General features: G+C 56.5%; 17 protein-coding genes. 14 read left to right on the top strand and 3 right to left on the bottom strand.

Annotated elements, in window-relative coordinates; translation table 11 throughout:
- Positions 1-7 precede the first annotated feature (7 nt).
- Genes ACR3EQ_RS10695 through ACR3EQ_RS10680 form a run of 4 tightly spaced genes read left to right on the top strand, consistent with a single transcriptional unit; the run spans position 8 to position 4,918 of the window.
- The gene (locus tag ACR3EQ_RS10695) at positions 8-1,015 is read left to right on the top strand and encodes a carbohydrate ABC transporter permease (RefSeq protein WP_170613680.1); all 1,008 of its coding nucleotides are present in this window, start codon (positions 8-10) and stop codon (positions 1,013-1,015) included.
- Positions 1,016-1,018: 3 nt separating this feature from the next.
- Positions 1,019-2,167 carry a carbohydrate ABC transporter permease gene (locus ACR3EQ_RS10690; RefSeq protein WP_170613678.1) on the top strand — a complete coding sequence of 383 codons (1,149 nt, stop codon included), beginning with the start codon at positions 1,019-1,021 and terminating at the stop codon, positions 2,165-2,167.
- A gap of 9 nt (positions 2,168-2,176) precedes the next feature.
- Positions 2,177-3,832, top strand: coding sequence for an alpha-amylase family glycosyl hydrolase (locus ACR3EQ_RS10685; protein ID WP_480490605.1), 1,656 nt, complete (start codon positions 2,177-2,179; stop codon positions 3,830-3,832).
- Between the two features lie 3 nt (positions 3,833-3,835).
- Positions 3,836-4,918, top strand: coding sequence for a sn-glycerol-3-phosphate ABC transporter ATP-binding protein UgpC (locus ACR3EQ_RS10680; protein WP_170613673.1), 1,083 nt, complete (start codon positions 3,836-3,838; stop codon positions 4,916-4,918).
- 119 nt (positions 4,919-5,037) lie between these two features.
- Here the strand turns inward: ACR3EQ_RS10680 and ACR3EQ_RS10675 are convergent, their stop codons facing one another.
- Positions 5,038-5,616 carry a TetR/AcrR family transcriptional regulator gene (locus tag ACR3EQ_RS10675; protein ID WP_170613671.1) on the bottom strand — a complete coding sequence of 193 codons (579 nt, stop codon included), beginning with the start codon at positions 5,614-5,616 and terminating at the stop codon, positions 5,038-5,040.
- Between the two features lie 86 nt (positions 5,617-5,702).
- Between ACR3EQ_RS10675 and ACR3EQ_RS10670 the strand changes: the two genes are divergently transcribed.
- Positions 5,703-6,176, top strand: a complete 474-nt coding sequence (locus ACR3EQ_RS10670) for a cupin domain-containing protein (protein WP_170613669.1) — start codon at positions 5,703-5,705, stop codon at positions 6,174-6,176.
- 280 nt (positions 6,177-6,456) lie between these two features.
- Here the strand turns inward: ACR3EQ_RS10670 and ACR3EQ_RS10665 are convergent, their stop codons facing one another.
- Positions 6,457-7,041, bottom strand: coding sequence for a TetR family transcriptional regulator C-terminal domain-containing protein (locus ACR3EQ_RS10665; protein ID WP_480440642.1), 585 nt, complete (start codon positions 7,039-7,041; stop codon positions 6,457-6,459).
- 247 nt (positions 7,042-7,288) lie between these two features.
- Between ACR3EQ_RS10665 and ACR3EQ_RS10660 the strand changes: the two genes are divergently transcribed.
- The 7 genes from ACR3EQ_RS10660 to ACR3EQ_RS10630 all read left to right on the top strand — a co-directional run bounded on the left by ACR3EQ_RS10660 (position 7,289) and on the right by ACR3EQ_RS10630 (position 16,090).
- Positions 7,289-8,152 carry an ABC transporter permease gene (locus ACR3EQ_RS10660; protein ID WP_170613665.1) on the top strand — a complete coding sequence of 288 codons (864 nt, stop codon included), beginning with the start codon at positions 7,289-7,291 and terminating at the stop codon, positions 8,150-8,152.
- Positions 8,149-8,943 (top strand): ABC transporter permease, encoded by a 795-nt coding sequence (locus tag ACR3EQ_RS10655; RefSeq protein WP_170613663.1) that lies wholly within the window; start codon positions 8,149-8,151, stop codon positions 8,941-8,943. The genes ACR3EQ_RS10660 and ACR3EQ_RS10655 overlap by 4 nt, the downstream gene beginning before the upstream one ends.
- Before the next feature lie 19 nt (positions 8,944-8,962).
- A complete protein-coding gene (locus ACR3EQ_RS10650) occupies positions 8,963-10,078 on the top strand; it encodes an ABC transporter ATP-binding protein (RefSeq protein WP_480490601.1) in 1,116 nt (371 codons plus the stop codon).
- Complete coding sequence (locus ACR3EQ_RS10645) at positions 10,075-11,130, top strand: extracellular solute-binding protein (RefSeq protein ID WP_170613660.1); 1,056 nt, start codon at positions 10,075-10,077, stop codon at positions 11,128-11,130. Before ACR3EQ_RS10650 ends, ACR3EQ_RS10645 begins: the two co-directional genes overlap by 4 nt.
- 91 nt (positions 11,131-11,221) lie before the next feature.
- Positions 11,222-13,288: an oxidoreductase gene (locus ACR3EQ_RS10640; RefSeq protein WP_480490599.1), complete on the top strand. Its 2,067-nt coding sequence runs from the start codon at positions 11,222-11,224 to the stop codon at positions 13,286-13,288.
- An 8-nt stretch (positions 13,289-13,296) separates the two neighbouring features.
- The gene (locus ACR3EQ_RS10635) at positions 13,297-14,496 is read left to right on the top strand and encodes an aromatic ring-hydroxylating oxygenase subunit alpha (RefSeq protein ID WP_480490598.1); all 1,200 of its coding nucleotides are present in this window, start codon (positions 13,297-13,299) and stop codon (positions 14,494-14,496) included.
- 25 nt (positions 14,497-14,521) lie between these two features.
- Positions 14,522-16,090, top strand: a complete 1,569-nt coding sequence (locus ACR3EQ_RS10630; RefSeq protein WP_480490596.1) for a trimethylamine methyltransferase family protein — start codon at positions 14,522-14,524, stop codon at positions 16,088-16,090.
- A gap of 213 nt (positions 16,091-16,303) precedes the next feature.
- Here the strand turns inward: ACR3EQ_RS10630 and ACR3EQ_RS10625 are convergent, their stop codons facing one another.
- Positions 16,304-18,127 carry a BCCT family transporter gene (locus ACR3EQ_RS10625; RefSeq protein WP_480490595.1) on the bottom strand — a complete coding sequence of 608 codons (1,824 nt, stop codon included), beginning with the start codon at positions 18,125-18,127 and terminating at the stop codon, positions 16,304-16,306.
- 423 nt (positions 18,128-18,550) lie between these two features.
- On the opposite strand from ACR3EQ_RS10625, the gene ACR3EQ_RS10620 reads away from it, so the two are divergent.
- Positions 18,551-19,486: an adenylate/guanylate cyclase domain-containing protein gene (locus ACR3EQ_RS10620; RefSeq protein ID WP_170619179.1), complete on the top strand. Its 936-nt coding sequence runs from the start codon at positions 18,551-18,553 to the stop codon at positions 19,484-19,486.
- A gap of 113 nt (positions 19,487-19,599) precedes the next feature.
- Positions 19,600-20,064 carry a hypothetical protein gene (locus ACR3EQ_RS10615; RefSeq protein ID WP_170619178.1) on the top strand — a complete coding sequence of 155 codons (465 nt, stop codon included), beginning with the start codon at positions 19,600-19,602 and terminating at the stop codon, positions 20,062-20,064.

Below are 20,064 nucleotides of genomic sequence, written 5' to 3'. Positions count from 1 at the left end.
GGGCATCATGACACCGGCACTTCAGGGCCTGCTGACCATCGCCATCGGTGTGTCGGGTTGCGTGGGTTACTTCTACCTCTCCAACCAGTTTCTGGACAAAGTCCTGTTCCCGCCGCGCGGGCCCAACGCAGGGCGCAACATCAACCGGGCGAACATGATCCGGCCCTGGTTGTTCCTGTTCCCGGCACTTGCTGCGCTGGGCTTGTACCTGGCATACCCGGTGGTCGAGACGCTGCGCCTGTCGCTCACTGAACGCGTGCCCGGCGGTGGGTACAGATGGGTAGGCCTTGATAACTACACCCAGATGGCCAAAGAGCCGAAATTCTGGGAGGCCATGCGCAACAACATGTTCTGGCTGATCGTTGTGCCGGCCATGTCCACCGCTTTCGGCCTGCTGGTTGCACAACTGACCGACCGCATCCGATGGGGTAATTTTGCCAAATCGCTGATCTTTATGCCAATGGCGATTTCATTCGTCGGCGCTTCGGTGATCTGGAAACTCGTCTATGACGCGCGCCCGGCGGAACAGGACCAGATCGGCATCCTGAACGCGCTTTATATCTTCTTTGGCGGCACCGAACCGCAGACATGGCTGACGGTTCCGTTCTGGAACAGTTTCTTCCTGATGATTGTTCTGGTTTGGATTCAGACCGGGTTTGCCATGGTGATCCTGTCGGCCGCCCTTCGCGGCATCCCCGAAGAAACTGTCGAGGCCGCCATCCTGGATGGCGCGAACCCGTTTCAGATTTTTTTCAAGATCAAGGTGCCGCAGATCAAAACCACGATTCTGGTCGTCTGGACGACGATCACCATTACCGTGCTGAAAGTCTTCGACATCGTCTTTGCCATGACCAACGGCCAGTGGGAGACACAGGTTCTGGCCAACTACATGTATGACAAGCTGTTTCGCGCCAACGACTGGGGGGTGGGCTCGGCCTCGGCCATGGTGATCATGTTGCTGGTCACACCGATCCTGATCTGGAATGTGCGCAATGCGCGCAAGGAGATGGAGTAGGCCATGAACGATATTGCGGGAACCAGACCGGCGCTGCGCTGGGTCGTTCATGCCTCGGTCGTCTTTCTGGTGGTCCTGTGGATCATTCCGACGCTTGGTCTGCTGATCTCATCCTTCCGGACGGCGGACCAGATTTCCAGCAGCGGTTGGTGGCGGTCTCTCTTTCCGTCCGAGCAGAATCTGACACTGCGCAGCGCGGCACCCGAAACGCAGGTGTTGGAGAATGAGCTTTACGTAATCCAGGGGCAGCTGTTTGGCGATGAAGAGCAAATCAGGATTTCAGGCTGGGGCATCAGCGCTCGCGAAATTGACGCCTTCGCCCCCGGTGAAACCGCCGAGCTGCGCGGAGGCGGCACAATCACAGTCGATGCAGACGGCAACTATCGGATGGAGAATACCGAAGAATTCAGCGGCAAGCGCGGCGCGCGTGTATTTGTGACGGCTGAATTGCCGCCTGAGTTTACATTGGACAACTACAAAAAAGTTCTGTTGGACCAAAGCAGTACGGACAGTATGGCAAAGGCGTTCTTCAACACGCTGACAGTCACAATTCCCGCGACGATCATTCCAATCCTTGTTGCAGCCTTTGCAGCTTATGCCCTGGCGTGGATGGAGTTTCCGGGCCGGGCTTTGCTGATCGCCGCTGTGGTTGGCCTGTTGGTGGTTCCGTTGCAACTGGCGTTGATTCCGCTGTTGAAATTCCACCTGAGTATCGGGGTTGGGAAAGGTTATCTGGGCGTTTGGTTGGCGCATACGGGCTTTGGCATGCCGCTGGCGATCTACCTACTGCGCAACTACATGGCTGGATTGCCACGTGATCTGATCGAGAATGCGCGGGTCGACGGGGCGACCGAGTTCCAGATCTTCACCAAGCTGATCCTGCCGCTTAGCTTCCCGGCGCTCGCGTCCTTCGCAATCTTCCAGTTCTTGTGGACGTGGAACGATCTTCTGGTGGCCAAGGTCTTCCTGATCGACGCAACCGGCCAGACCACGGTGATGACCAACCGCATTGTAGAGCTTTTGGGCACCCGTGGCGGCAACTGGGAAATTCTGGCGACCGCAGCCTTTGTGTCGATCTTTGTGCCATTGGTCGTTTTCTTCGCAATGCAAAAATACCTGGTCCGGGGCCTGCTGGCCGGGTCCGTTAAATAGAGGCGTCTGATGAACGTGCAGAACACTGTGGAACTTTCCAAATCAACAAAGGCCACGTCAGACTGGTGGCGCGGCGGAGTGATCTATCAGATCTATCCGCGCAGTTTTCAGGACAGCAATGGCGACGGCATCGGAGACCTGAAAGGTATCACCCGGCGTCTGGATTACATCGCTTCGCTAGGTGTTGACGCGATCTGGATTTCGCCCTTCTTCAAATCTCCGATGAAGGATTTCGGCTATGACGTCAGCGATTACCGCGACGTTGATCCGATGTTCGGGTCATTGCAGGATTTTCGCGAACTGCTCGATCAGGCCCATGCCAAGGGGCTTAAAGTGATGATCGATCTGGTGCTTTCACACACATCAGACCAGCACCCGTGGTTCATCGAAAGCCGTGCCAGCCGGGAAAACCCGAAATCCGACTGGTATGTTTGGGCCGATCCGAGGCCGGATGGCACACCGCCCAACAACTGGTTGTCGATCTTTGGCGGTTCTGCGTGGCAGTGGGACCCGCGCCGCCTGCAATACTATTTTCACAATTTCCTCACGTCGCAGCCGGACCTGAACTTCCACAATGCACACGTTCAGGACGCCTTGCTGGATGTTGCCCGGTTCTGGCTTGAGATGGGCGTGGACGGGTTTCGTCTGGACACGATCAATTTCTATTTCCACGACAAACAGTTGCGCGACAACCCGGCGCTTTCGATCGAAGAGCGCAACGCGTCAATCGCGCCAGCGGTGAACCCCTATAACCACCAAAACCACCTGTATTCCAAAAGTCGGCCTGAAAACATTGCCTTCCTTGAACGCTTGCGGGCGCTGACAGACGAATATGATGGTCGCGCCTGCCTGGGCGAGGTTGGCGATGCGCAGCGTGGGTTGGAAATCATGGGTGAGTACACGTCCGGCGACAAGCGGATGCACATGTGCTACGCCTTCGAGTTTCTCGAAAAACGCGCACTGTCGGCTGATTATGCGAAACAGGTTTTTGATCAGCTTCAGGCCAAAGCCGGGGATGCGTGGCCGTGCTGGGCGTTCTCGAACCACGACGTGCCACGCCACGCCTCGCGCTGGGGCCTGGACGATGCGGCCATTCGACAGCACGCAGTCTTGATGATGTGCCTGCGCGGTTCCGCCTGTCTGTATCAGGGCGAGGAGCTGGGCCTGCACGAGGCCGATGTTCCGTTTGAAAAACTGCAAGACCCTTACGGCATTGAGTTCTGGCCCGAATTCAAGGGCCGGGATGGCTGCCGTACGCCGATGGTCTGGACGGCGCAAGACGAACATTCGGGCTTTAGTACGGGTGAGCCGTGGCTACCGGTCAGTCCCATGCAATCCGAACGGGCCGTGGACCGGCTGGAGGTGGACGATCAATCGATGCTCCACCACTATCGCCGCGCAATTGCGTTGCGCCATGCTCATCCTGCGCTCGCCTCGGGCACGCAATCCGATATGAACCAGGTCGGTCCGGCCCTGACGTTCTACCGCGAAGACGCTTCTGAAACGGTGTATTGCGCGTTCAACCTTGGAACAGAAGCAAGACAGATCGAACTGCCAGAAGGCAACTGGCGGGTCATCGGGCAAGACCTGGGCGGTGTTGATGGCGAACGCGTCGTGACGCTGCAACCTTCGCAATTCTGCCTGATGGTTAAGGACAAGGGGTAAACCATGTCGGAACTCAAGCTTACAGATGTGGCGAAGTCCTATGGTCCGGTCGATGTACTGAAGCATATCGATCTGGACATCGAGAAAGGCGAGTTGATCGTCTTCGTCGGCCCTTCGGGGTGCGGCAAATCTACCTTGTTGCGGATGATTGCCGGGTTGGAAAAGATTACTGGAGGAACGCTGGAAATCGAAGGGCAGGTCATGAACGATGTGCCGCCCGCCCAGCGAGGCATAGCGATGGTGTTTCAGTCCTACGCGCTCTATCCACATTTGACCGTGCGCGAGAACATGGCGTTTGCGCTCAAGATCGCCAAGATGCCCGCCGCCGAGATCGATGCCGCCGTCGAACGCGCCGCACAGACCCTTCAGCTGGATCCGCTTCTGGATCGACTGCCCAAGGCCCTGTCGGGAGGTCAACGCCAGCGTGTCGCCATCGGGCGGGCCATTGTACGGGACCCCAAGGTCTATCTGTTCGACGAGCCGCTCTCAAATCTTGACGCTGCGTTGCGCGTTGCAACCCGTATCGAGATCGCGCGGCTGAAAGAGGCAATGCCCGACAGCACCATGATCTACGTGACCCATGATCAGGTCGAAGCGATGACCCTGGCCAGTCGGATCGTGGTTCTGGCCAACAAGGGCATTGCGCAGGTGGGCACACCGCTGGAACTGTACGAAACACCGGACAACGAATTCGTGGCGCAGTTTATCGGCTCGCCGTCCATGAACTTGATGCCCGGCAAAATATCCGGGACCGGGGCACAGACATCGGTCAAACTTGATGCGGGCGGCACGGCAGTTTCATCCATTCCAACCAATCCCGATCAAATGGGTCTGCCGGTAAACGTTGGCGTACGCCCCGAAGACTTTTTCGCCGACGATGCCTCTGGGTTTCTGGACGGCAATGTCGGTTTCATCGAAGCCTTGGGAGAAGTCACCCTGCTGTATTTGGCCAGCAGGGCAGGGGCCGAAGGCATCGTCGCCAAGTTTCCGGGTGTCGAACGAAGTCTGCGTGGACAAAATGTCAAACTGAACGCTGATCCGGGCAAGGTGCATCTATTTCACAATGGCTTATCTTTGCGGAAATAATGATCGGCCACCCAATCAATGTTGTGAGAATGGGAGCGCAATTCATCTGGGCCTGACTTTGCCCACTTGGCTTGGCCAATGCATCCATCATCAAAGCACAGAGAAAAGTCGAGAATTTTCTAGTCTGGCAAATATCGTTCAAGCAGAGCATCTACCAGCCCTTCTTGAAGGCGGTAGCCTGTCGCCTGGTCAACACGCAGAATGTCTTCAATGATTATAAATTGCTCCATGCCAGTCGTCATGGACAACCGCATCGCCAAGTCTTTAATTTCCTTGGGTTTCATAGATTTTTGCGCTGGTTCAAGTGCCTCAGCAAAAGCAGCAACCCGTCTCGCGCCCCGCATTTTGGTCGTACCCTGCTCAAGCGATGCTTTCAGAGACTCTGCAAGAAACTGCCGGAAATAAGCTTCATGTTCGCGTGAGAAGTCCAGATAGTAACGCGCGACTGCGTGTACTCGAACCCGGACATCATGAACCCCCTGAAGCAGCTCAGACGTTGGTTTGACTTCAATGTCCAGAGTCGCATCCAAAGCCAATACGCCCGGATCGGAAAAGTATCGGTAGACCGTCGCACGACTGATTTTGGCATGTTCAGCCACTTTTGCCAGCGTCACTTCCTGTCCCTCCGACATCAGTTCACGGGCGGCCGAAAGAAGCGCATCACGAGTTCGTTTAATTTGGTTTGTTCGGCGCGCCAAGTTAACTCCTTTTATAATACACTTGTCTCATAAGTGGATTTATGTATCATAATGGTATTAACTTTCGAGTAAAGGGAGTAGCTGCAATGACTGAACCTCGCCCTCGGGTTTATCATCTTCTTGGAAATCTTCTGACATTCCATGCTTTTCCCAGCGAAACAGGAAATCGATGTACAATTGTCGAGATCAAAACGGCGCCGGGGGCCGGCGCACCGCCCAACCATCATGCTGGTGAAGATGAAAGCTTTTATGTGCTTGATGGGGAATTCGAGTTTCTTGTGAACGGCGAAACCCACAGTGTAGTAAGTGGTGATTTTGTAAAAGTGCCGGACGGGGCCGTTCACGCCTTTACATGTACCGGAGCGAGGCCCGGTCGATTGCTCTGCATTAATGCGCCTGGCGCTATGCATGACACGTTCTTCACTGAAGCTGGTGAAGCCATGCCCGACGGAACAACAGACATTCCTGCCCCGGATGGACCACCGGATATTCCCGCAATCATGGCCGTAGCCGACAGGGTTGGAATGACGATTCTGGTGCCCACCGAAGTCCCCAGCTAACAGAATTTCAGTTTGGACCTGGAAGGAGCTTATCAGATGCTTCCGGGTCCAAACTCGCGCATGCATTGGTCTCTAGTTGCTCGCTCGCCTCGCCATGCGTGAGCTTCTGCTACGCATTGCCTTGCGGAGGGTCATTTCTCAAGGGGAAAGGTCGTCGTTAGATGAGCCAAAGTTGAATCCAATTTTGCTTAGATTGACCTTCTGCACCCGGTTCACGCTCTGACTTGCCAGTCGGGGACTATTCCTATCGACTGCAAGCTGACACATTTGGTCGCAACAGTCATTTTGGCGACAATGCGCCGCCAAGGTCGAAGTGGTTTGGAAACATTGAGCTCAAGAAGCGGAAGATGATCCTTATTGCCTCGGTTCGGTCAAAAGAATCCGGGTGCAGCAGGTAATCGGTCCACATCCCTTCCAGCATAGCAAGCGTGCCATGAGTTGCGTCACGTGCAACCTGATTGGGGTGTTCGATTTCAGCTTCCTTTGCAATCCGGGCGAACGCGTTGAAAACAAGGTTCCGTAGCTTCGCGTCGCGCGTGTCGGAGAAGGCGGCTATTGCCGCTCGGTTTCTGGCTTCACCGCGAAACGCGTACCAAATTGAAACGCTTTTTTTGTTGAGGATGGTTTCACCCAAATCACCCCGAACAATCATCTCGATATGCTCCTGGCCAGTTTGCCCGGTCGTTTCCAGCAAGGCATAAATGCCATTGTAGTATTGCTCGGACGAATAACGGGCGGCTTCGTTAACCAGGTTGTCCTTGCCGCCGAAATGAAGGTGAATCATGCCGCGGGACAGCTCGGCGCGCTGGATGATTTCGCTTACGGATGTCTCTGAAATACCCTTCTCTGCGACCGAGTCGAGCACCGCTTCGATCAGGGACAGGCGATTTCGTTCGCGTATTTCTTGTCGTCTTCCGGTCATTTGGTCAGGCGGTTCTGTTTGTTTTCAGCCTATTGCGGTGCCTTTTAGCGGCCATTGTGAATTTGGCCAGCCCTAGTTGTGAAATTATCTGTTGACACAGCTGGCCTGAAAATTCCAGATTTAAATGGACGATTGTCCATTTTGTGATGTATGTCGTCGCACCACCGCAAGCAAAACTCAGCAGGGAAGCATGTCTGGAGTCATAAGAAGCGAAACGGGCAAGGGCCTGGCACTGAGCGCGCCTGCGACGCTCTATGTCGGCCTGCTTGTCGCTGTGCCTCTTTGCATTCTGGTGGCCTACAGCTTTTGGGCCCAGACCTATGTCGAGATTGACCGCACCCTGACTTGGGCGAACTACCAAGAGGCGTTCACCGACCCCTTGGTGCGGCACCTGATGATCCGGTCGGTTGCAATAGCGGGGGCGGTGACGCTGGCGACGGTGTGTTTGGCCTATCCCATCGCCTATTTCATCGCGTTTCGGACGCAGAAGAAGACCCTGTGGCTATTGCTGATCACCATCCCCTTTTGGAGCAGTTACCTGCTGCGGGTGTTCAGCTGGAAACTGGTCCTTGGTTTTAACGGCGTGATGAACTCCGCCTTGATTTCGCTGGGGTTGATAGAGGAACCGCTGACATTCCTGCTCTACAACGAGTTTGCCGTTGTGCTCACGCTTGCGCATGCCTGGGCGCCGTTTGCGATCCTGCCGATTTATGTGTCGCTCCAAAAGATCGACCGCAGCCTGTTGGAGGCCGCGACCGACCTGGGTTGCAGCAAACTTGAAAGGTTTGTTCGCGTGACACTGCCCCTGACGGTGCCGGGGATCATCGCGGCTTGCCTGATCATTTTCATCCCGACTGTGGGCGACTATGTCACCCCGGCTCTGGTCGGTGGATCGCAGGGCAAAATGGTGGCGAACCTGATCCAGGTACAGTTTGGCGCCGCCAATAACTGGCCATTGGGCGCAACCCTGTCTCTGCTGGCCATGCTTTCGGTCGGCTGCGTCGCGATCCTGTTCGTGGTGGTCGTCACCGCCTTGGGGCGGAGGATTCGATGACCAAGGCATTTCGTATCCCGTGGTTGCTTGTCTATGCCATCGCCTACCTGGTATTTCTCTACCTGCCGGTTCTGCTTTTGCCGCTGTTTTCGTTCAATGACGGAACCATCGTGGCCTTCCCGCTAAAGGGCTTCACGTTGAAGTGGTACGCGCAGTTGGGTCAGCAGGACACGCTGTTGCAGGCGATGGTGAACTCGCTGATCGTGGGCAGCGTGACCGCCCTGCTGGCAACGTCGCTGGGCCTGTTCGCCGCGCGCGCTTATGTCCGGTATCGCTTCACGGGGCGGGAGTTGTCCGAGGGATTGGTCATGCTTCCTTTGGTCATCCCCGGCATCATCGTTGCCAGTTCGATGCTGGTTCTGTTCATCAGCATCGGGCTGAAACCATCGCTGACGACCGTAATTCTTGGCCATGTTTTCGTGGCTCTGCCCTTCGCAGTGTCGATCATGAAATCCGCCTTCGACGATTTCGACCAGTCTTTGGAGGAGGCCGCCTTCGACCTTGGCGAAAGCGTTGTAGGGACGTTTCGGCGCGTCACTCTGCCAATTGTTGCTCCGGGCATCATCGCCAGCTTGCTGGTTACGTTCACCGTGTCCTTTGACGAATTCGTGCTGGCCTTCTTCCTGTCCGGCAACAGCCCGACACTGCCGGTCTATATCTGGAGCCAGATCCGGTTCCCCGCAAAGCTGCCCAACACGCTGGCCCTGGGATCGCTGCTTTTGCTCTCGTCGGTCCTGCTGCTGCTGATTGCCGAATACTTCCGCCGCCGATCCACGCAATCTTCGGATTGAAGCCAAAGGAACAAACAAGATGAGCGAACAGAACATCATCGAGATTAAGGGCGTCGAAAAACGCTTTGGGTCCTTTGTGGCGGTGTCCGATCTGAACCTGACTTTGAAAGAGGGTGAGTTCTTTTCGCTGCTGGGGCCATCGGGTTGCGGAAAGACGACGGCTTTACGCATTATCGCGGGATTTCAGGATCACGAAGAAGGTGAAGTCCGGATCGATGGACGCACCATGGGCGAGGTGCCCGCAAACAAACGCCCGACAAATATGGTGTTCCAAAGCTATGCGATCTTTCCGCATCTGAATGTGGGCGACAATGTCGGGTTCGGTTTGCGCAAGACAAAGCTGTCGCGGAAGGAAATCAAGGAACGCGTTGCCGAAGCGCTTGAGATGGTGGAACTTGGCGGCTTGCAGGACCGCAAGGCCAATGAGTTGTCGGGCGGTCAGCGTCAACGTGTGGCGCTTGCACGGGCGCTGGTCATGCGGCCAAAGGTGTTGTTGCTGGATGAACCACTGTCCGCGCTGGACAAAAACCTGCGCGAAGCGATGCAGTTGGAAATGCGCCGCCTGCAGCAGAAGCTTGGCATTACCTTCGTGATGGTGACGCATGATCAATACGAAGCGATGACCATGTCCGACCGCATCGGTGTGATGTTCGCCGGTCAACTCAAACAGGTCGACAGGCCCGAGGTGCTGTACTCGCAGCCATGCAACCGGGAAGTGGCCGCTTTCATCGGCGGCATGAATTTCCTGAATGCTGACGTGACTGCTGAAAACGCCGACACGCTGGACGTGAATGTTCAAGGGTTTGGCTCGATGACAATTGGGGTGAACCCGAATGTTCAGGTGCATGACAAAGATCTGCTGGTCGGCGTTCGGCCTGAGCAGTTGAAAATCAGCGCGGAAAAACCGGATGGATATGACGCGAATGTTCAGGGCAAGGTGTCGGACGTCGCCTTCTATGGCGAAAGCGTCCACTATTATGTGCGCGTCGACGGGTTGCCGGAAAGCATCGCCGTTGCAGTGCCAAACTACTTTCACACAGTCGATCACAACCGGGGCGATACTGTCTGGCTTGGCGTTCAATGCGCCTCAGTGATCGACTTGGGCAAACGTGAATCTTTGGGAGGAGAGAAATGAGTAAAGCAGCATCAATCGCGGCAGCCGTGGTTGCCACTTTTACCGCAAGCCAAGCGCTGGCTAACGCGGCGGACCTGACCGTCTTCGACTGGTCCGGATACGAGGATCAGGGGTTCTACGGCGACTATGTCGAAAAGTACGGCGGCGCGCCCAGCTATACCTATTTCGGCAGCGTGGAAGAAGCGTTCACCAAGCTTCAGTCCGGGTTTGAAGCCGATCTGGCCCATCCCTGCACGGATGCGCTGAGGAAATGGGTCGCGGCGGATATGCTAAAGCCGATCGACACGAGCAAACTTGAAAACTGGGACAAGCTGATGCCCAAGATCAAGGAAGTCGATGGCATCACGATCGACGGGCAGACCTATATGGTGCCGTTCGAATGGGGCAACACCGGCCTGATTTATCGCACCGACATGATTTCGGCGGATGATGTGTCGCTGCAATTGCTCGCGGATCCTGCCTATCAGGGCAAGGTTGCCATTCCGGATGCTGCCTCCAGCGCATTTGCCATGGCCGCGTTGGCAACAGGGGCCTCCAGCTATACAGATATGAGCGACGAGGAATTCCAGAAGGCGGCGGATTACCTGCGCGCGATTCATCCCAATGTGCGCTTCTACTGGTCCGATGCGGGACAATTGGACCAGGCGATTGCCAGTGGCGAGGTGACACTGGGTTGGGGCTGGAACCAGTCGGAACTGAACCTGATCTGGAACGAAACCCCGGCCGTCATGATGCGTGATGTGGACAAGGGTATCGCCACCTGGGTCTGCGGCTATGTGCATCTGAAATCCGCCAAGCAGTCGGATGAGCAGGTCTATGACATGCTGAACGCGCTCAGCTCTGCCGCCAGCGGCAAGTACATCATCGAAAGCTGGGGGTATGCCCATGCCAACGAAGACGCGTTTGCACAAGCAGACCCGGAGCTGATCGAAACCTATGGTTTCTCGGACGTGGACAGCTTCTTTGAGGGCAGCCTGTTCTTCGACGCGGTCAACCCCGAGCTGGAAGCCAAGATGCTGAAAGAGTTCGAGCGCATCAAAGCAGGCTTCTAAGCAGACCTTAACAACACAACCGGGAATGGCGGGACAGACGGTCCCTCCATTCCCACGACAACATTTCCAATTTTCTGGAGGAAGCGCGGCAATGTCAGGCGCTGACGGATATTCTGTTCTTTTCGAACCGGTTCGGATCGGGCCAGTGACGGCCCGAAACCGGTTCTACCAGGTGCCCCACTGCAACGGCATGGGGCATCTCAGACCTCAGGCCGAGGCTGCCATGCGGGCGATGAAGGCCGAGGGTGGTTGGGCTGTCGTGTCCAATCAAGAGACGGAAATCCATCCGACGTCCGACCTGTCGCCTTTCGCCGAAAACCGGCTCTGGGATGAGCGGGATATTCCCGCCCTGCGCCTGATGACCGAGGCGGTGCACGAGAAGGGCTCGCTGGCGGCCATCGAACTGGCGCACAACGGCCACCATGCGCAAAACCACCTGAGCCGCGCGCCCTTGCTGGCCCCATCAGAGCTCGCCCTGCAGACCGCGTATCCCAAGCAGGCCCGCGCGATGGATAAGTCTGACATTCGCGAGTTTCGCCGGTGGCACCGTGCGGCGGCGCGACGCTCGCGTGAGGCGGGTTTCGATATTGTTTATATCTATGCCGGTCATCACATGACCCTGCCGCATCACTTTCTGTTGCCGCAGTTCAACGACCGGACCGATGAATATGGCGGTTCGTTGGAAAACCGGGTGCGCCTGACCCGAGAGCTACTGGAAGAAACCAAAGAAGAGGTCGGCGATGATTGTGCCATCGCCCTTCGGTTCGCGGTCGACGAAATGCTGGGGCCCGACGGGATGCAGGCGCAGGAAGAAGGCCGGGCCGTTGTTGAACTGCTGGCAGAACTGCCGGATCTCTGGGACGTCAACGTCGCGAATTGGAGCAATGACTCTGCGACAACCCGTTTTGAACCCCGCGACGGTTTTCAAACCTCGTATATCGAGTTCGTCAAACAGGTCACGTCCAAGCCGGTTGTTGGTGTCGGGCGCTTTACGTCTCCGGACCTGATGGTGTCGCTGGTCAAGAAAGGTATCCTTGATTTCATCGGGGCGGCACGACCGTCCATTGCCGATCCGTTTCTTCCCAACAAAATCAAGGAAGGTCGCATCGAAGAAATCCGCGAGTGCATTGGATGCAATATCTGCGTTTCAGCGGATTCCTTGGGAGTGCCCATCCGGTGTACTCAGAACCCGACTATGGGCGAAGAGTGGCGGCGCGGTTGGCATCCTGAAATCATTGAGCGCCGGGGAAAAGAGGAAGCCGCGCTTGTTGTTGGCAGCGGGCCAGCCGGGCTGGAATGCGCCATGCAACTGGCGCGTCGTGGCTACGACGTAACTCTGGCCGAAGCAAAGCAAGAGCTTGGCGGCCGCGTATTGCAGGAGTCCGGCCTGACCGGCCTGTCTGCCTGGAAACGCGTGGCAGATCACAGGATCTACGACCTGCAACAACGCGGGAACGTTCAACTGTTCACCGACAGCCGCTTGTCGGCGAATGAGGTTGTTGAGCTAGGCATTCCCAACGTCTTTCTGGCAACCGGTTCAACTTGGCGGCGGGATGGTCGCGGGAAATCCGCATTTCGCGGCATAGCAATAGAGGCTGGCACCCGGGTTTTCACTCCGGACGACATCATGTCAGGGCAGGTGCCGCAGGGCGGTCCTGTTCTGATCTATGACGATGATCAGGCCTATCTTGGTGGCGTGCTGGCGGATCATCTGGCTCAGGCCGGGCGTGAGGTTGTCTTTGTGACCCCGGCCTCGATGGTTTCGCCATTTACCGAATTGACGTTGGAACAGATCAAAGTTCAGCGCAGTCTGTTGGAAAAGGGCGTTCGATTGGTTCTGTCCAAGACCTTGGCCAGCATCGCGCCCGGTCAGGCAAAAGTACAATGCGCCTATACCGGCCGAGAACAATCCATCGAATGCAGTTCTGTGGTTTTGATCACGCAGCGAACGCGAGAAACCGGCCTCTATGATGAACTTCGTGGTTTGACCGACAGCCCGATGAAAAAGCTGGAACTGATCGGCGACGCGGCAAACCCCGGTTTGATCGCGGACGCTGTATTCTCGGGTCACATGGCTGCCAGGAATTTCGAACGCGACGCGGGCGACATCGACCGCGAGTATTTCCGCCGGGAAATCGTTTCCCTTGAAGCTGAATGAGGTGCGCCATGCCAAAAGATGACTTGCAAGTAATGCGCGAACTGATGGAGGCGCAGCGGGAAGGGTTCGCCTTGCCGCGCCATTTCTATACCTCTCAGGCGGTTTATGACAACGACATCAGTACGTTCTGGAACCGCAACTGGATCTGGGTCGGGCATGTCAGCCAGATCGCTGAACCGGGTGACTATTTCCTGTTCGATTACGGCCCCGAGTCCGTGATCATCGTTCGGGATCGCGAGGGCGAGGTGCGCGCGCATCTGAATGTCTGCCGTCACCGGGGATCGCGGGTTTGCATTGAACAGAAAGGCAAGGCGCGCAGTTTCATTTGCCCCTATCACGCGTGGACCTTCGACCTGAACGGCAAGCTGCGAAACGGGCGATCAATGGGCCCGGACTTTGATCCCGGCCAGTACGGGTTGTTCCCGGTTCAGGTGAAGATTTTCCAGGGCCTGATTTTTGTCTGTGTCGCTGAAGACGCCCCGCCTTTGGATGCAGCGCTGGAAAGGCTGGCCCCGCTTTCAAAGCCATTCGACCTAGAGAACCTGAAGGTCGCGCATGAAGCCTCATATCCGGTTCCGGCAAATTGGAAGCTGGCCTTGGAGAACTATCTGGAATGCTATCACTGCGCACCATCCCACCAGGATTATTCCCGCAGCCATTCCCTGAAAGACCCGGCGCAAGTTCTGGAATTCAGCGGGGCACTTCACGAGCGGATGGAAGAAGCCGGAATTCCCGCTGAACAACTGGACCTCACCGGGGAAAATGCAGTTGCGCCCGGCGCAGATGTCTATTGGCGGCGCTACCCGCTGTTCCCCGGCTACATGACGGGCAGCAAGGATGGCGCGCCTCTGGCGCCACCCTTGGGTGATCTGAAAACTCACGATGGCGGCGCCACCGATCTGGGGGTTGGGATGCTCAACTACTTCCTCGTCTACGCAGATCACGTAGTTGGTTATCGGTTCGTCCCACGCGCCCTTCAGGAAACGGACATTCAGATCGTCTGGTACGTGCGCGGCGACGCTGAAGAAGGTCGCGACTATGACAAGGATGCACTGACATGGCTTTGGCATGTCACGTCGCTCGATGACGAACGGATCATCCGCCACAATCAGGAAGGCGTGAATTCACACCATTTCGTCCCGGGGCCGCTGTCCGAGATGGAATGGAGCATTCCCGGCTTCTATCGCAACTACTTCAGCATGATCTGAGACGCGCAAAATTCGGAGAAGAACGATGACAGAAATTACGCAGCGCAGATCACGACGGCGCGGGGGCGGGCGTGAAGCACGCGCGGCCGTACGGACCAGCAATACCGCCTCGCAGGCAATCTGGCCCGGCATCCCCGGTGGCCGATACAAGCCGCTGTCAGACGCCGATATGGCACGAATCCACGAAGCCGCGCTCGGCATTCTGGAACGCACAGGCGTCGGCGATCCCACGCAGGAAGTCCTTGATCTTGTGCTGCCCAAGGGGGCGACAGTGAACGAGCACGGCAGGCTGTGCTTTCCGCGCGCCCTGATAGAGGACCTGTTGGCCAAGGCCGCCAGTGAATTCTATGTCCACGCACGCGGATCGCGGGCCGGCAAGGACGACATGCATTGCACCAAGGACAAGGTGTACTACGCAAACTCCGGCACCGCTGTGACAACGTTTGACGCCGAAACGCGCAGCTACCGGCCATCAACCCTCAAGGATATTTATGATTTCACCCGTCTGGTGGATCGGCTCGACAATATTCACATGACCGGCGACACGGTTCTGGCAACGGATGTTCCGCAGGATTACGAGCATGACATGAGCATGCTCTATGCCATCCTGGCGGGTAGCGAAAAACCGTCCTGCCTGACCTTCCGCACGCGCGAGCATATTCAGGACGCGATCCATCTGTTCGATCTGGCTTCGGGCGGGGAGGGCAAGTTCCTTGAAAAGCCCTCAGTCATCTTTGGTGGCTGCCCAATCGTTTCTCCCCTTCGCTTTGGGCGGGATAATCTGGAGATCCTGATCGATACCGCGAAAATGGGTCTCGTTTGCGATCTTGCAGTTCCGCCGCAAGCCGGGGCGACATCACCCGCGCCGCTGGCGGGGACCTTGGCGCAGGCGGTGGCCGAGACCCTGTCATGCGTCGCCATTGCCAACCTGCTCAACCCGGGCACACCGGTCGTCTTCGCGGCCTGGCCCTTCATCACCGACCTGCGCACCGGGTCGTTCACGGGCGGCAGCGGTGAACAGGCGCTGATTTCGGCCGCAGCCATTCAGATGGGCAATTTTTACAACCTGCCGACCAGCGTCGGATGTGGCATGACGGATTCCAAGATCCCCGACGCGCAATATGGTCTGGAAAAGGCGCTGACCTTCGCCTTGGCGGCCCATGCCGGGGCCAACCGGCTCTGCGAATTTGGCGGGATGGTCGGCAGCCTGATGGGGTGCAGCTTCGAGTCCATGGTCATCGACAATGAGGCCGCCGGAATGATCTCGCGAACGCTCCGTGGAATTGAAGTGAGCGACGAGACGCTTTCCGTCGACGTCATCCATGAATGCGCGATTGACCCCGGCCACTTCCTCGGCAACGCGCAGACCTTGCAATACATGGAGACCGAATATGTCTATCCGACCCTGTTAGACCGGGAACTGACCGACACATGGGAAAAAGCCGGGCGTCAGGACATGTTTGAACGCAGCCGCTCGGTGGTGGATGACATTCTGTCCAATCACTACCCGAACTACTTTGGCAGCAAGGCCGATGCGGAAGTGCGTTCGAGGTTCCCGATCAAACTGCCGCCCGAGGCGATGCGGGCGGGGTGAAATCTGCGGTTAACAGCAAAGGCATCGCAACGTGCAGGATTGCGATGCCGCGCTGTTGTAGTGCCTAAGTCCAAAACGCGCCCTTGTGCGTCAGGTCTTTGATTGCCAGACGGCCTCCAATTTCAAGAAGGCCGAACGCCTGGTTCAACTCGCCTACTGACTTGCCAAATCCAACCACCCTTCTTCGGGTTCTGAAACCGCTAGGCAAGGCAATCATGAACCCGCCGGCCCCTCCGCTTGCGTCTCGTGGTTCAAGCGGCGCAGGTCGTTTATCATTGCTTTGGCCAGCGAGATGCACATGAGCAGCAACACTACGCTGAACGGTAGCGCGCCAATGATCATCGAATTGGTCAAAGCCTCTAACCCGCCGCCACCGGCAATCAGCAAGGTTCCAATGACAAGCGTCAGCAGCGCGCCCCAGATAACGCGATGAAGCAAACCGGTGTCTTCAGACCCACCGGACATGATCGTGTTCATCACGAGAATGCCGGAGTCGGCGGACGTGACGAGGAAGGTCATGGTCAACACCACACACATGACGCTCATGATGATGAGGAAGTCGCCCGAAATCATTTCCCCCAAGGTGACAAACAGTGTCGCTGTTGTTGATGCGGCAAGGATTGACCCGTTGGCGTCCCCATTCAGCTCCATATCGATAGCGGCCCCACCCAGAATGGCCATCCAGGCGAAGCACACAAGGGACGGAGCAATAACCGCGCCAAGGATGAATTCGCGCACCGTGCGCCCCTTCGAGATACGCGCCAGAAAAAGACCCACGAAAGGCGAGAACGCGATCCACCACGCCCAATAGAAGGTCGTCCATCCGGCCTGCCATTCAAACAAGCGCCCCTGTGTGCCCGCGTCATAAGCCGCAGTCTTGGTTGCGTCGGAAAGATTGGCGGTATCGTTTCTCAACCCTTCCAGGAAGGCAGCTTTTGTACCCCAGGCATCTGTTGCGCCCGCAAACAGCTCTTCGACAAAGGGAGCCGCCTCGGCCGGCAGTACGGACGCGTACTCGATCTCCGATATTGGGCGATAAGCCTGAAAACTCAGCGAGATGAAGTTCTTGACGTAGTCGACCAGCGCCGTTGCATAAGTCGTTGCGGCAAACGCAAACGAGCCAAAAACAATGAACACTGCCAGCAATACCAGGGACAACAGCAGGTTGATGTTCGACAGGTATTTGACGCCGCGCCCCACACCAGAAACGGCCGAGAGTGTCGACATCATCATGACCAGAACCAGCGCCGTGATCAGTCCGGCGGTCGACGGCTTCATTGCGGTCGGCGCACTTTCCACAAGCCAATTCGCGCCGGTAATCAGAAACGCGCCATCGACCAGTTGAGAAACGCCATAACCGATCGTCACAGCCACGCCGAGTATCGTCGCCACGACGCCGAGTATATCGATCACATGGCCTGCAATTCCGTTGGAGTATTCTCCGAGCAACGGTGTCAGCGCCGTCCGAATTGTCAGCGGCATGCCCCGGGTATTGGCGTAGTAAGCAAGGCTCAGGCCGGTGACCACGTAAATTGCCCAAGCGTGAAAGCCGGTGTGCAAAAACGTATAGCGGTAAGCGCCTTCAATTGCCTCCTCACTTTTTGGAGCAACTTGCCCGGAAACGGTCAGTGGATTTGTCTCCCACAAACCCAGTGGTTCAGCGGTTGCGTAGACCATAAGACCCACGCCGAGACCCGCGCCAAACATCATCGAAAACCATGAAAAGTTTGAAAATTCCGGCGTCTCAACTTCTGCCCCAAGCCGCATTCGCCCGGTCGCCGGAACAAGCGCAACAAGAAAAAGGAAGAATACAAACAGACCGACCGAAATGTTGTAAAAGGCGTTGAATTCGGCCAGCAACCCTGACTTCCAAGAACGCAACGTGTCGTTTGCAGATAGCGGCCAAACCAACGCCCACAGGACCAGCAGCGAAACCGAGAATTTGCTGAACAGCGCAATCGGCAGGTTATATCCTTTGTAAAACCCGGTCCGCTGCGTTTCTATTTTGAGGTCTGTGAAGGGGTCCTCAAGCGCCATATTCTAACGGTCTCACATAGGTTGACTGTTTCACTTATGGCGCCGCAGCGCTAATCCCTTTGCAAGAACGCGCGACGCTTTCGACAACCAAAGAATAGACCCGAACAACAACTGGTTTCCACCTTCACGTTTTCTGGTTGGTCAGATGTCTCACAGAAAGTCTCGGTAATTCTGTTGGTTGGGTATTGTGCCAAACATCCTGGTGTTGATCGTGGCAGGTTCCGGGTGGCGCAGTTTTTTGTGTTGGTTCATCAGTTGCACGCAGCGTGCCGTTGTCAGCTTGGCGTGTGTGAACACACGCGGCCAAACTCCAATCTGAAATGACCATTGGGGATCAAATCAAACGCCATGGGAAGGCGGAACGTGTACGCCTCATAATCAAATCGATCGGGTGCGTAACAAACCCGCTCGGTTCAGGCCGCCATGTGCCATAATATCTCGGACCACAGTCACTCAGATGCGATCAACACATTGGATACCAAGCTCGCCACTACGATTATCGCCGATATCTCGGACAGCACTCCGTTCTATGAGTCGATGGAGGATGATCAGGCGCGGAAGCTGATTCAATTCGAGATCGACAGGCTGCGCGATGTGACAAGAAAATTTGGCGGAATTGACGTGGGGCAGAAAGGGGATGACGTCCTTTGCTACTTCTTCGATCACGACGCTGCCGTTCACGCGGCGCTTGAGATGGTCAGCAAGCCCCCGGGAACGGTGCTGTCCGTTCATGCAGGGGTCCACAAGGGCCCCATCGTCATTGCCGAGAATGATATATTCGGCGAAACCGTAAACCTGACGGCGCGGCTGGCGGCGGCGGCCAACCCGGGCGAAGCCTGTCTGAGCGAAACCGTTGTGACCGGATTGCGATCGAACATCCGAAAGCAGTTGATCCCGATTGGAGCGCTGCGCCTGAAAGGCGTCAGCGATCCGGTCAGGGCTTATTCCCTGGTTGCAGCTACAGACGGCCTGAGTACGGTCATGCATTCGCCAACCCGATCCGGCGATGTTCCGCTGGGACAACAGGGCGAGAGTTTCACGCTTGTGCTGTATCACGACGACCAGTCCTGGAGGTGCAGGGAGGGCGAAGAGCTTAGCATCGGAAGGTCCAACCAGTGCGACGTGATATTGCCTCAGCCCTGGGTTTCGCGGCTGCATGCCGTATTCAGCGTCAAAAGCGGCAAGCTTACGCTGACCGACCGAAGTTCGTCCGGAACCTTTGTTCAGATCGAAAACGCAAGGGAAATCCAGCTGAAGCGAGAGACCGTCATGCTGGCTGACAGCGGGCTGATATCGCCGGCGCTACCTGTCCTGCACACCGATGCGCGCCCGTTGGAGTTTGAAATCGTCCGCCGCTGAATATGATCTGTGTACCGTATTCCCGCTTGTGTGGCGAAAGTCTCAGAAGGAAACCTGCATTTATGTTAGGATCGGCGCGAAAGGTTGTTCTCAGCAAACTTCAGGAGGGAAAGATGTATTTGAATTCTTCTGGAAACCAAGTGCGCCGGGGCTGTCTTATCTTTGGGGCGATCACCTTGTTCGGCAGCATGACCGCCTATGCGCAGTCCACGATGCCCAACGCCTGCCCGGTGGACGGGTGCGAGGTTCAGATTGTTTCGGTCGAAAAAAACGGTGAAGAACTGGTGGTTACCTACGAGGCGAATTTCACGCCTGATGTGTCAAAGAACCACTTTCACGCCTGGTGGGGTGACAGCTATTCGGTCGAACAGGTTGGCCGCAATGCCCAGAGCGATTTCAAAGTTGAACAGGGCCGCTGGCACCGGCATGACGAATACCCGAGCTATGTCACCAAAGAGGCGGCTTCCACGGCAGCGCGCGACGGAGGCACGATGATGTGCGTGACTGCCGCCGATCGGGACCACAATATCCTGGATGCGACCAAGTTCCATTGCGTTGACGTGAAAGAGCATCTCTAA

The sequence above is a fragment of the Ruegeria sp. AN11 genome, assembly GCF_056536005.1.
The sequence above is the reverse complement of the archived record's forward strand: the minus strand, read 5'-3'. Positions and strand labels throughout refer to the sequence as shown.

Excerpts from the sequence above, each read along its gene's own strand:
- ACR3EQ_RS10695 (WP_170613680.1), top strand. The coding sequence starts at position 8 with ATGACACCGGCACTTCAGGGCCTGCTGACCATCGCCATCGGTGTGTCG.
- ACR3EQ_RS10690 (WP_170613678.1), top strand. The coding sequence starts at position 1,019 with ATGAACGATATTGCGGGAACCAGACCGGCGCTGCGCTGGGTCGTTCAT.
- ACR3EQ_RS10685 (WP_480490605.1), top strand. The coding sequence starts at position 2,177 with ATGAACGTGCAGAACACTGTGGAACTTTCCAAATCAACAAAGGCCACG.
- ACR3EQ_RS10680 (WP_170613673.1), top strand. The coding sequence starts at position 3,836 with ATGTCGGAACTCAAGCTTACAGATGTGGCGAAGTCCTATGGTCCGGTC.
- ACR3EQ_RS10670 (WP_170613669.1), top strand. The coding sequence starts at position 5,703 with ATGACTGAACCTCGCCCTCGGGTTTATCATCTTCTTGGAAATCTTCTG.
- ACR3EQ_RS10660 (WP_170613665.1), top strand. The coding sequence starts at position 7,289 with ATGTCTGGAGTCATAAGAAGCGAAACGGGCAAGGGCCTGGCACTGAGC.
- ACR3EQ_RS10655 (WP_170613663.1), top strand. The coding sequence starts at position 8,149 with ATGACCAAGGCATTTCGTATCCCGTGGTTGCTTGTCTATGCCATCGCC.
- ACR3EQ_RS10650 (WP_480490601.1), top strand. The coding sequence starts at position 8,963 with ATGAGCGAACAGAACATCATCGAGATTAAGGGCGTCGAAAAACGCTTT.
- ACR3EQ_RS10645 (WP_170613660.1), top strand. The coding sequence starts at position 10,075 with ATGAGTAAAGCAGCATCAATCGCGGCAGCCGTGGTTGCCACTTTTACC.
- ACR3EQ_RS10640 (WP_480490599.1), top strand. The coding sequence starts at position 11,222 with ATGTCAGGCGCTGACGGATATTCTGTTCTTTTCGAACCGGTTCGGATC.
- ACR3EQ_RS10635 (WP_480490598.1), top strand. The coding sequence starts at position 13,297 with ATGCCAAAAGATGACTTGCAAGTAATGCGCGAACTGATGGAGGCGCAG.
- ACR3EQ_RS10630 (WP_480490596.1), top strand. The coding sequence starts at position 14,522 with ATGACAGAAATTACGCAGCGCAGATCACGACGGCGCGGGGGCGGGCGT.
- ACR3EQ_RS10625 (WP_480490595.1), bottom strand. The coding sequence starts at position 18,127 with ATGGCGCTTGAGGACCCCTTCACAGACCTCAAAATAGAAACGCAGCGG.
- ACR3EQ_RS10620 (WP_170619179.1), top strand. The coding sequence starts at position 18,551 with ATGTGCCATAATATCTCGGACCACAGTCACTCAGATGCGATCAACACA.
- ACR3EQ_RS10615 (WP_170619178.1), top strand. The coding sequence starts at position 19,600 with ATGTATTTGAATTCTTCTGGAAACCAAGTGCGCCGGGGCTGTCTTATC.